Below are 10,316 nucleotides of genomic sequence, written 5' to 3' on the forward strand. Positions count from 1 at the left end.
TTTTCCACTGCAAAAGCCTCAAATCTCAAAGATCACACCTAGTGCTAACAAGTCATTAGGCATAAATAAGCCTATCTACATATAAACAGATGCGGCGATGATGATAGTTACCCCGACTGAGTAAAATATGATGAGGTTATTCCCTGATGCCGTAAATAAGAAAAAAAAACATGTGCGTCCATATATATTATGGACGTACTTTGAAACCTATCAACAGATCATTCGATAAGTATCTTCTGTTTCTCTTCGATCTCTGCCTTAGGTATGTTTATGGTCAGGACACCATCCTCCAGTTTAGCTTTTGCTCCTTCTGCCATGACATTCGCGGGCAAACTGAAGGTTCGTGCAAACCTTGAAAAAGCACGTTCACGCATCACATACCCTTCCTTTTCTTCTTCCGTTTCCCGATGCGTATTTGCGTTAATGTAGAGCATATTATCCTTAATATCGATCTCTACATCTTTCTTGTCTACACCGGGCATGTCTGCCTTAACAACTATTTCTTTATCCTTCTCCTGCACATCCATCATAGGTGAAAGCGTGTCTAAAGTCTTCATTTCACCTGAAGGAGACAGTTCACTAAATAGCTGGCCTAGGCGATCCTGCATCCTGCTTATCTCCTCAAAAGGGTCCCATTTAGACATACCTAAAGGCGTCCATCTTACAAGACCTTGTCTCATCTAAACCACTCCTGTAATTTAAGGGGTTTCGTGCTTCCCACTATAACCCCAATAAAATCTATGGTCCAACCGCTATATAAATATGATCAGCGTAGAAAAAGATGGCACTGTGATCTTAAGTGTGCCTTTGGAGCATGACCTTTATCAGATCAGCAGCGTAGACTGTTCCATATGAACCTGCCCTTACGTCCACTTCATTGAACGCCCTGGCATTATCAGGTTGTTGCTCGTTTGTGGAATAGATTGCAAACGGTATAGGTTCAGAGGTATGTGTCCTTAGATGTACCGGAGTTGGGTGGTCAGGCATTACTAAGATAGTTACATCCTCTTTCATGGATCTTGCACCCTGTAATACAGTTCCAACAACCTTCTCATCAAAATCCTCAATGGCCTGGATCTTGGCCTTTGCATCCCCCATGTGTCCTGCTTCGTCCGGAGCTTCCACATGCACAATAACAAAATCGTGATCTTTCAGAGCTTCCAGTGCATATTCAGCCTTTCCCTTGTAATTGGTATCCAGATAACCTGTTGCTCCGGGTACATCGATAACATCGAAACCTGCATATATCCCAATTCCTTTCACAAGGTCTACTGCAGAGATGATAGCACCTGTCTTCCCATACAGATCTTTGAATAGAGGGAACGCAGGTGCACCACCCTGCCCCCATAACCAGATGGAATTGCCTGGCCTTTTGCCTGCTGCTATTCTTTTAAGGTTCACAGGATGCTGCTCAAGGATAGGCATAGAGGCATCAATCAATTCACACAATGTTTTACTATCCTTGCCTTTTGGCATATAATCGTTTTTTCCCCCACCTATTACATCATGGGGAGGAGTGCATTGGGCCTCTGCACCAAAGTTATTCTTTGTCACCATGAGGTGTCTGTAGCTGATACCGGGATAGAAACTGATCCCATCTTTACCTAACTCTGCATCTACGGATCTTATGAGTTCACCGGCCTCTTCACTGGAAATGTGGCCGGAACTGTAGTCAGCAATTATCCCATTTTCTATGGTGATGAGGTTACATCTGAAGGCCACATCATCAGCATCCAATTCAATGCCCATGCTGGCAGCTTCAAGGGGAGCCCTGCCTGAGTAATACTTTTTGGGGTCATATCCTACAATGGACATGTTCGCAACATCACTTCCCGGATGCATACCTTCGGGAACGGTCTGGGCCAATCCTGCCTTTCCATGAACGGCAATGTAGTCCATATTAGGTGTTTTTGCCTTCTGGAGTACAGTTTTTCCTCCCAGTTCAGCAAGGGGTTCATCTGCCATACCATCTCCGATCAGTATTACATACTTCATGATACACACCTGGGAATTTTAAAACCGACAGACTAATCAACTAATAGAAGAAACAAGCATTCGATCGCATGTAGCGTGCTTTAACTGGTATGATAGTGGTTCCTATGAGATATATACGTTTTGTGTTCATCTGTGCAATGATATTGCTGTCTCTGCTCCCGTCCCCGGTGTATTGTTCTACTGAAGAGAAGGCAATGATATATTACTCGGAGGAAACTCTGACTGCAGGTGACACTGTACAGTTAGAGCAAGATTATTCTTTCAAGCTTATGGATGCCAGTGAAGACTCCGGGGACATATTAGTAAAAGTATACTATAAAGATGAAGAAATAGATATAGGGGATTCTTTCGGAGATGAAGATAACCCATTCGAGTACATAGTCACTATAAAGGAAGAGGATGAAGAAGAAGAGGAAATCGATTACCTCGTAATCAGGATCACACCCGTGGACTTTGATGATAAGGATGATTCGATCTCTGTAGATGTAGAGATAGAACAGTTCCTTGACCCTGAGCAGGATGATGATGACTTCCTTATGTTAGATACCTCTAAGTCAGTTAAAGTGGGAGAAACTCTTCCCCTCGAGGAAGGTTACACTCTGGATGCAAATGACATGGAAGATGACTCGGTGATAATTGAACTGAGCAAGGATGGCAAATCACTGAAGAAAGAAGAACTTGAAGTTGATGATATATTCAGCTACTCCAAAAGTGTGGACAATAGTGCAAGGACTATATTCATAGCAAGAGTGAGTAAGTTCTTTGAATCTTCAACTAGCTCCACCGTGATCCTCAAAGATGTAACCCAGAGACCAGACCTGGAAAAAAGTGATGCTGAAGATATATCAGAAAATAAAAGTAATGAGACACAACCTTTGATGTCGATACCTGATAGCATTGGCTCTAATGAGGAAGATATGAATAACGCTGCTACACAAGGTGTACAAAATTCCTCATCATCATCCATAAATAACGGAAATGGCACTGAAACAGATTATGTGAATACTGACAGCTTCATGCCAATACTGTTCGTAGTAATTATAACTATAGGAATTGCGATCTTAAAGTTAAGTTAAGATTAAAAAATACAATTTATCTGGTTTGAATGGATTCATAATCTTTATATCGCACCATCTTCTTTATAGTGCAATCCATAACCGCAGAAAATGTGATATGAATATGAGAATCGTAATGAAATTTGGTGGTACTTCCGTAGCAAATGGGGAAAAGATCCGGCATGTTGCTACACTCCTGAAAGGCTTCCATGACAAAGGTGACGAGCTTATTGCGGTCACATCCGCACTTGGTGGCATTACAGATGGACTTTTGAGCACAGCAAAGGATGTCTCAAAGAACGGCAAAGTCTCTCAGGTCAAGGAGTTCATAGCGGACATCACCAAAAAGCATTATGATGCTATACATGCCGCGATAGATAATGAAGATATTATATCAGAGACCATAGAAGTAATAGATCTGCGGTTAGACGAACTGGAAAAGGCCTTGATAGGCACATGCTATCTGGGAGAACTCACTCCGCGTTCGATTGATTATATTTCTTCTTATGGGGAAAGGTTGGCTGCACCTATAGTAAGTGGTTCTATCAGATCTCTTGGCATTGGTTCCAAATGGTTTACCGGTGGAGAGGCTGGAATTATCACGGATGACAATTATGGGAACGCACGTCCGCTTGAAAAAAGCTACGACCTTATCAAAGAGAGATTGTCTCCTATACTAAACTGTTCAATAGTAACTGTTGTCACTGGTTTCATTGCAGAGAATGAGGCTGGGATCATTACCACCCTTGGAAGAAGTGGTTCTGACTTCTCAGCTTCGATCATCGGAGCGGCCGTCCAAGCCGATGAAATATGGTTATGGAAAGAAGTGCATGGAATAATGACCTCTGACCCAAAAATAGTGCCTGAAGCAAAGCCTTTGGCCCAGATCTCCTACATCGAAGCTATGGAACTGTCATATTTCGGTGCCAAGGTTCTGCACCCCAGAACAATAGAACCGGCTATAAAACACAGGATACCTGTGAGGGTGAAGAATACTTTTGAGCCTTCCTTTGAAGGCACTCTGATCGTAGCTGACCAGGTACCAAGCCAGGACGTGGTAAAAGCTGTAACCCTTATCAAAAACGTTGCCCTGATAAATATTTGCGGCTCTGGTATGATGGGTACTATCGGCACAGCTGCCAGAGTGTTTACAAGCCTTGCTAACGCAGGTGTGAACATAATTATGATAAGTCAGGGTTCTTCTGAGGCGAATATGTCTCTGGTCATTATAGAGGAACAACTGGAAACTGCTGTCAATGCCGTACGCTCCGAATTCAACAGGAACGTAGTGGGAGATGTTGTTTACGACAGGGACATCTGTGCTGTTGCGGTTGTTGGTGCAGGCATGGATGGCACCCCAGGTGTTTCTGGCAGAGTCTTTGGTACACTTGGAAAAGAAAAAATAAATGTTATCATGATAAGCCAAGGGTCATCACAGCATAACATATCCTTTGTTGTAAGTTCAAAGGATGCTATTAATGCTGTAAGGGCGTTACATCGTGAATTTGGTACTTAATGAGGGTTGTTCAATGAGTGAAAAGCATCTCACATATGCAGAATCTGGTGTGGATATCAAACAGGAGGAGAGCACTATCAGGGCTCTTACCAGCAAAATGACCTACGTCCGTAAAGGTCTGGGAGCTCCGTTGACAAATATAGGCCATTATGCAGGTCTGCTGGATTTTGGAGAATATGCCCTTGCAATGACAACGGATGGGGTTGGCTCGAAAGTCCTCATTGCAAATGCAATCCAAAAATGGGATACAGTCGGGATAGACTGTATTGCCATGAATGTCAATGATATACTGGCCATTGGTGCAGAGCCCGTGGCTTTTGTTGATTATCTTGCGCTTGAATCCCACAATGAAGCATTCGCAACTCAGATCGGTGAGGGGTTAAGAAAAGGTGCCGAGTTTTCCCGCATGTCCATAGTGGGAGGTGAGACCGCTACTCTCCCGGATATCATAAAGGGTTTTGATCTTGCAGGCACATGCCTGGGAATTGTGAAAAAAGAGAAAGTAATCACTGGTGAAAAAGTACAGGTTGGTGACGTACTTGTAGGCATACCCAGCAGTGGAGTGCATAGCAATGGTTATTCACTGGTACGCAAGATAATCGAAGGGTCCGGACATTCTTATGATGATCCATTCCCATACAACAGTTCTACGACCATTGGTGAAGAGTTGCTTGCCCCCACCAGGATATACATGGAAGTACTTGATGTGATAAAGGAATGTGAGGTACATGGCCTGGCCCACATCACAGGAAGTGGCCTCTTAAAGCTTCAAAGGGTCACTAACCTCGGATTTGAGATTTCCGACCCCATTGAACCTAACGATATTTTTAAGTTCTTGCAGAAAGAAGGTAATGTGGACAAATTGGAAATGTACAGGACCTTCAACATGGGAATGGGTTTTGTGATAATACTGCCACAAAAGGACGCCACAAAAGCGGTAGAGCTTACAGGTGGAAAAATAGTAGGCAGGATAACAAAGTCCGGCATAACAGTAAAGGAACTCACAATAGTATGAAGTGTTAACATGTCAAGATCATCATGTACAAAGGATATACCTTATGAGATCCTGCTTAGTGGAGTCACACCTGCGCAGAGTGAAAAATACATAAAGGAAAACTCTGACAAGATATTCCATGTGCCTGGTGGATACCACATAAGGGGCATGAAACTTATTGGATCAGATAAGATCCCTGTGGGTGCAAAAGGTAAAGACCTGATGTTCCAGTTCATAAAACCCTGTTTTGGAGTATTTGTTCTCAAAATAACAGATGTGCAGGACGAGATCGACAAGCTTCAAAAAGAGTTCTGAAACTCATATCTTACAGCTTGAAGACATCTCCACTATGCATTGCAGAAAATCTTTTGACGGGAACTCATGGATCGAACAGGCAATGACCTTGCCCTTTCCCACATCTTTTATTATCATTAACGGCCTGTTATTTGCATCTTTTAACACAACCTTTGCATCCGTATTCAGGAAGTAACCATCATATTCCACCTCGGTGGCGTGTTTATCGATCACACAGAGGTCTTCATACCCCGCCACCCTCTGTACTGTGCCATATCCCTGTTCCTGCACATATTTTAGTTCAAAAGGCAACCAATCGTAGCCATGTTCCGGCACCATGGGTCCAAATATGACCACTGCACCTCCTTTTTGGAGGAAGTTCTCGATCTTGTTCTTGTTCCTTGCGACACTCTTGAGAGTGGAAGTATATGCGGGATTGGCAAAACCGGTGGGGAGAATGAGGCATCTGCATGGGGGCAGGAAAGGAGTGCTGATGGATTCAGCTGGCACTCTCTGGCATTTAATACCATACTCTACAAACAATTTCTCAAACAAGAGAGGTGTTTCCCAGAGAAGCATCACATCTGTCATGGAGACAGCATTATTGCATTCTCATATTAATCTTTCTAAGCAACTGGTTACATTTAAATAGCAGCATATAAAATCTTCTTATAAGGAGTATATCGGAGAATACCTCCTTTCATGTGAACGGGTGGGGAGTGGGACCACCCAATTCATTATTACATATTTTCCAGATATCTCTGAAGGATCGCTCAAAGAAAAGGAGATATATGCAATGAAAGGTTACAGGCAGATCCAGTGTATCGACCAGGCAGGTTTTGGAATTGAGGCTTTCCGAATGGTCATACCCGACGACTGGACATGTTATGGAGGGATAAATTGGGTAAATGACCTTCATATGCCTGCATACATTAACTTTGCAGTTGTCAGCCCGGATGGCCTGAAAGCGTTTGAAGGGTTCCCAATCATGAAGTTCATGTGGTCAAGCAACCCTATGTCAGTGATGACACAACAATTCTGGCAGAGCCAAAGCACAAAGGTCGTTGCACCAATGAAACCGGATGAAGCTCTTCTCAAATACATAATAGCTCCTTTCAGACAAAAGATGCAGCCTTACAGGATAGTTCTTAGAAGTCCGGTCCATCCCGATGATCCGATGGTTGCAGATGCCTCAACCCCCAGGATGCCAGCAGCCAACCTAAGGTTTGGAAAAGTAAGGATAGCCTATGAGATTGCAAAAAACTCTATTGAAGAGGAGTTTTATGCAGGTATCTCATACGAACAGGTTACAATGATGATTGGAGATTTCATTCTATGGCAGATGCATACAGGCTCGATCCGTGCCCCTGAAGGATATCTTGACGAGAATCTGCCCCTGTTCAGGATGATAAAAGCGTCTATACAGCTAAATGGAAAATGGGTCCAGCAGTTAACGGACCTGATAACTGGCTTATACCAGCAGCAGACAGCGAATATCCGGCAGATAGGTGTTTTTTCAAGACAATACAACCAGATGCAGGATCATTTAAGAGAGCAGAGAATGCGTAGCTGGGAAGAGTCGAACAGACAGTTCGAAGCGGACAGAGCAGCATATAATGCAGAGGTTGATCGGGAAAGTCCTTCTGAAAGGTTCAGCCGTGAAGCTATCCTTGGCCTTGAAAGACGCTGGGATCCATATGAGGAACGGGAAATCGATGTGGAAGGCGAGCATATGGATGTATGGACAAATGCTCTGGGAGACAGAATACTCTCTGACAGCTATAATTACAACCCTAACGAGCATCTGATGGGCAACTGGAAGAGAATGGAACCACTTTAGGGCAGATTTAGATCAGAAAAAGATAAATTAAAAAAAGAATAAAAACTGGTATGATTATACCAGTTTGAATATGGGGTGGTTAGGGTCCTTGACCTCAAGACCAAGTTCCTTTGCGGTCTCAGCCAGCATGATGTCTACCATTGCTACTGCAGGGAAGATCATGTTAGTGTTCTCGATCGGACCGAAGAGCAAGTAGTTGCATCCCAGAGCCTGGGGAACGAGGTTGGTTCCAATGTCAGCTGGCATATAGATTGCTTTGCCTTCTTCTTTGGTAGGGAACGTCTTTTTGTAGTTCTTCATCCAGTCCCAGGCAGATGCCATATTGTGGTATCCACCGCCTACAGGTAGTCCGAAGTGTCCCTTAATAGCAATGCCTGCTCTCATGGATGCACCGGAACCGGCACCCAATGGAGTTGCTGCCACATCGACCAGAGGCTTTGTGATCCCACATTCCTTTGCGATCTCAAGCATTCCCTTTGACTGGCCAGTACCACCGGTCTCAAGGATCTCAAGTTTTCCTTTTACGCTGGGATCTGTTGCATTAAATGCAAGGACAATGGAACAATTGATGTCACTTTCCCTTACTGCTTCCATCTCATCTGGATGGATACTTGCATTGATGGAGTTGTAAATAGCCCTGTCAGCTACACCGATCTCTGTAACATACTTTGCAGCTGCTGCACGAACGTCGCCTGCTGAGGAGTCGATGAGGAATGGTGTCTTGTCATCAAGCTCAACGAACCAGTCGATGTATTTCTTAATAGCTTCAGGGGTCTCTCCTACGATCTGGTTTACATAGGGATTACCGGTGGTTGCACCCATTTCCTGAATGTTGTGCCACAGTTTCTCTGCAGCGGCCTTGTCGAATATGCCTTTATCTTCATCGGACACGATCTTGTGCCTTGCATAGAACATTGTTCCTATGAGTACTGTAGGGTATTCACCGGGCTGGCCACCGAACTTGACGTTGCCTACCTCGTATACCTCTTGCTTTTTATCAAATCTGAACATTTGTACACCTCTTTATCCAAATAACCATGGTCTTATTGACAGGTAAACAAGGAATATTAGTATTCCAGCAACTGCTCCATACAGTATTCCAATGTCCCTTCCAACTTTCTTACCTATCCTCTGTGCAACTTCACTGTGGACGAACTCTATTTTTTCGTCTATCTTATTAAGCCTAGCAAGCACTTCAGCGAAATCCTCAGGGTCTGTGACCACGCTTGGTATTCTATCGCTTCTGTCGGTCATTAGTAAATCACCTGCCAGATCATCAATGGGAGAATTACTGCCATCAGGATGGCGAACACAAAACCGGCGGCAAAGCCGACTATTCCTGCTGCGCTCACACCGGAATCAAGTTTCTGGTTCCTTGCGATGAGCTGTGCCCGGTACCTGATGTCAGCCACAACACCATCAATGGGTCCCATCTGAGGTTCAATAACCATAGGGACTCCTTTCTCGTATTCCAATTCTTCAGCCATCTTAGTTACCTCCAAGCAGCAGACCGAGTATTGTCAGAGTAATGCCCAGGCCGATCATTATACCCTCGACCTTACCAGCATGTACACCGGCGTGGAACTTGTTCAGGTTACCGATGCCCATCATCTCTTTGTTGATGCTAAGTATACGGCTCCTTACAGTCGCCAGCTCTGCAGCCATTGGTTTCAGGCCGCCAGCTTCTGCTTTTTCTTCTCCGCCTGCCTCGCCTAGCTGAAGGAGGAGTGGATCAGCATCATAGGCTCCGGGGTCCTTTGCAGCATATTCCTTAATCTTTGCTACTATTGCATTGACATCTTCCGTTCCAATGAAATCGATGGCTTCCACCTGTTTCTGGAACCTCTCGATAGCTTCCTGCGTCAGGTTCTCTATATAGGGAATAGCACCTATGGCTCCAACAACCCTGTTATCCTTGACACCATTCTGGTGCATCTTCAGCATCGCATCACCGGTAACGTGTCCTTTGACCTCTGAACCGGTTACAATGAGATACCGTATGTTAGGATTGGAGATTATGTGTACAACTACCTTCTCTATACCCAGGTTCTCTGTTTTACAGGGACCAGTAATACAGGCTCCTGCAGCAAGTTGAGGGCCACCGGAAAGGTGCGAACCCAGGGTGATGACCGCAACACAGTTCTTTACATCTCCGACTTCATATTCACCTTTGAGTATAGGCCACTGTGGTGCTGGTTCTCTCTTATCTACCATTTCACATCACTCCCATCGTGCTCAACACATACATTACGATAAGCAGCAGACCTGCAACTCCAAGACCTACAATTATTCCGTAGAACGAATTCCCGTATATACCAGCGAGATATGATGTAGTCTCACGGCCAGGGAATGCATTCATAAGTGGCCTGTCAGGTGCAAGGGAGTTCACCAGATCATCCGCTATCTTGTCAAGCTCATCGAGCTTTGCCATTATCGGGTCCATTGAGTACTGTATGATATCAGGACGTTCTTCTGCCAGGAACGAAGTCAATGGATCAAGCACAAGGTGTGCTTCGGGTGCAACATGTACCATGCTCATTCTAACTCCTCCTCAGATGGCAAGAGTCCTGTTCCTACAACCATATAAGCATCTCTCTTGACCCTTGCATAGAAACCTGTAAA

At 44.3% G+C, this 10,316-nt stretch carries 13 protein-coding genes; 5 read left to right on the plus strand and 8 right to left on the minus strand.

The genetic code is table 11. The features are described from left to right. Positions 1 to 218: 218 nt before the first annotated feature. Both ACCM36_RS06800 and ACCM36_RS06805 read right to left on the minus strand, forming a co-directional pair. Positions 219 to 680, minus strand: a complete 462-nt coding sequence (locus tag ACCM36_RS06800; protein ID WP_370572997.1) for an Hsp20/alpha crystallin family protein — start codon at positions 678 to 680, stop codon at positions 219 to 221. A 115-nt stretch (positions 681 to 795) separates the two neighbouring features. Continuing rightward, a complete protein-coding gene (locus ACCM36_RS06805) occupies positions 796 to 1,995 on the minus strand; it encodes a cofactor-independent phosphoglycerate mutase (RefSeq protein ID WP_370572998.1) in 1,200 nt (399 codons plus the stop codon). A gap of 104 nt (positions 1,996 to 2,099) precedes the next feature. On the opposite strand from ACCM36_RS06805, the gene ACCM36_RS06810 reads away from it, so the two are divergent. The 4 genes from ACCM36_RS06810 (at position 2,100) to ACCM36_RS06825 (ending at position 5,875) form a co-directional block, all read left to right on the plus strand. Further along, positions 2,100 to 3,071: an S-layer protein domain-containing protein gene (locus tag ACCM36_RS06810; protein WP_370572999.1), complete on the plus strand. Its 972-nt coding sequence runs from the start codon at positions 2,100 to 2,102 to the stop codon at positions 3,069 to 3,071. 103 nt (positions 3,072 to 3,174) lie between these two features. Then, positions 3,175 to 4,566: an aspartate kinase gene (locus ACCM36_RS06815; RefSeq protein ID WP_370573000.1), complete on the plus strand. Its 1,392-nt coding sequence runs from the start codon at positions 3,175 to 3,177 to the stop codon at positions 4,564 to 4,566. A 13-nt stretch (positions 4,567 to 4,579) separates the two neighbouring features. Beyond that, a complete protein-coding gene (gene purM, locus ACCM36_RS06820) occupies positions 4,580 to 5,581 on the plus strand; it encodes a phosphoribosylformylglycinamidine cyclo-ligase (protein ID WP_370573001.1) in 1,002 nt (333 codons plus the stop codon). A gap of 9 nt (positions 5,582 to 5,590) precedes the next feature. After that, positions 5,591 to 5,875, plus strand: coding sequence for a DUF1894 domain-containing protein (locus tag ACCM36_RS06825; protein WP_370573002.1), 285 nt, complete (start codon positions 5,591 to 5,593; stop codon positions 5,873 to 5,875). A gap of 3 nt (positions 5,876 to 5,878) precedes the next feature. On the opposite strand, the gene ACCM36_RS06830 is transcribed toward ACCM36_RS06825, so the two are convergent. After that, on the minus strand, positions 5,879 to 6,445 hold the full coding sequence (locus ACCM36_RS06830; RefSeq protein WP_370573003.1) for a hypothetical protein: 567 nt from the start codon (positions 6,443 to 6,445) through the stop codon (positions 5,879 to 5,881). Positions 6,446 to 6,650: 205 nt separating this feature from the next. Between ACCM36_RS06830 and ACCM36_RS06835 the strand changes: the two genes are divergently transcribed. Next, complete coding sequence (locus ACCM36_RS06835) at positions 6,651 to 7,694, plus strand: hypothetical protein (protein WP_370573004.1); 1,044 nt, start codon at positions 6,651 to 6,653, stop codon at positions 7,692 to 7,694. Between the two features lie 54 nt (positions 7,695 to 7,748). On the opposite strand, the gene mtrH is transcribed toward ACCM36_RS06835, so the two are convergent. From mtrH to ACCM36_RS06860, 5 genes are read right to left on the minus strand one after another with little or no spacing between them, the layout of a single operon-like run. Beyond that, positions 7,749 to 8,705, minus strand: coding sequence for a tetrahydromethanopterin S-methyltransferase subunit H (mtrH, locus tag ACCM36_RS06840; protein WP_370573005.1), 957 nt, complete (start codon positions 8,703 to 8,705; stop codon positions 7,749 to 7,751). Between the two features lie 12 nt (positions 8,706 to 8,717). Next, positions 8,718 to 8,948 carry a tetrahydromethanopterin S-methyltransferase subunit MtrG gene (gene mtrG, locus ACCM36_RS06845; RefSeq protein ID WP_370573006.1) on the minus strand — a complete coding sequence of 77 codons (231 nt, stop codon included), beginning with the start codon at positions 8,946 to 8,948 and terminating at the stop codon, positions 8,718 to 8,720. Further along, positions 8,948 to 9,181: a tetrahydromethanopterin S-methyltransferase subunit F gene (locus ACCM36_RS06850; protein WP_370573007.1), complete on the minus strand. Its 234-nt coding sequence runs from the start codon at positions 9,179 to 9,181 to the stop codon at positions 8,948 to 8,950. The genes mtrG and ACCM36_RS06850 overlap by 1 nt, the downstream gene beginning before the upstream one ends. A 1-nt stretch (position 9,182) precedes the next feature. Further along, on the minus strand, positions 9,183 to 9,908 hold the full coding sequence (gene mtrA, locus ACCM36_RS06855) for a tetrahydromethanopterin S-methyltransferase subunit A (protein WP_370573009.1): 726 nt from the start codon (positions 9,906 to 9,908) through the stop codon (positions 9,183 to 9,185). A gap of 1 nt (position 9,909) precedes the next feature. Continuing rightward, positions 9,910 to 10,233 (minus strand): tetrahydromethanopterin S-methyltransferase subunit B, encoded by a 324-nt coding sequence (locus ACCM36_RS06860; RefSeq protein ID WP_370573010.1) that lies wholly within the window; start codon positions 10,231 to 10,233, stop codon positions 9,910 to 9,912. Positions 10,234 to 10,316 lie beyond the last annotated feature (83 nt).

Origin of the sequence: Methanomethylovorans sp., from assembly GCF_041305605.1 — an archaeon.
Lineage (GTDB): Archaea > Halobacteriota > Methanosarcinia > Methanosarcinales > Methanosarcinaceae > Methanomethylovorans.

Excerpts from the sequence above, each read along its gene's own strand:
- ACCM36_RS06830 (WP_370573003.1), bottom strand. The coding sequence starts at position 6,445 with ATGACAGATGTGATGCTTCTCTGGGAAACACCTCTCTTGTTTGAGAAA.
- ACCM36_RS06835 (WP_370573004.1), top strand. The coding sequence starts at position 6,651 with ATGAAAGGTTACAGGCAGATCCAGTGTATCGACCAGGCAGGTTTTGGA.
- ACCM36_RS06810 (WP_370572999.1), top strand. The coding sequence starts at position 2,100 with ATGAGATATATACGTTTTGTGTTCATCTGTGCAATGATATTGCTGTCT.
- ACCM36_RS06805 (WP_370572998.1), bottom strand. The coding sequence starts at position 1,995 with ATGAAGTATGTAATACTGATCGGAGATGGTATGGCAGATGAACCCCTT.
- mtrG (WP_370573006.1), bottom strand. The coding sequence starts at position 8,948 with ATGACCGACAGAAGCGATAGAATACCAAGCGTGGTCACAGACCCTGAG.
- ACCM36_RS06825 (WP_370573002.1), top strand. The coding sequence starts at position 5,591 with ATGTCAAGATCATCATGTACAAAGGATATACCTTATGAGATCCTGCTT.
- mtrH (WP_370573005.1), bottom strand. The coding sequence starts at position 8,705 with ATGTTCAGATTTGATAAAAAGCAAGAGGTATACGAGGTAGGCAACGTC.
- mtrA (WP_370573009.1), bottom strand. The coding sequence starts at position 9,908 with ATGGTAGATAAGAGAGAACCAGCACCACAGTGGCCTATACTCAAAGGT.
- purM (WP_370573001.1), top strand. The coding sequence starts at position 4,580 with ATGAGTGAAAAGCATCTCACATATGCAGAATCTGGTGTGGATATCAAA.
- ACCM36_RS06860 (WP_370573010.1), bottom strand. The coding sequence starts at position 10,233 with ATGAGCATGGTACATGTTGCACCCGAAGCACACCTTGTGCTTGATCCA.
- ACCM36_RS06800 (WP_370572997.1), bottom strand. The coding sequence starts at position 680 with ATGAGACAAGGTCTTGTAAGATGGACGCCTTTAGGTATGTCTAAATGG.
- ACCM36_RS06850 (WP_370573007.1), bottom strand. The coding sequence starts at position 9,181 with ATGGCTGAAGAATTGGAATACGAGAAAGGAGTCCCTATGGTTATTGAA.
- ACCM36_RS06815 (WP_370573000.1), top strand. The coding sequence starts at position 3,175 with ATGAGAATCGTAATGAAATTTGGTGGTACTTCCGTAGCAAATGGGGAA.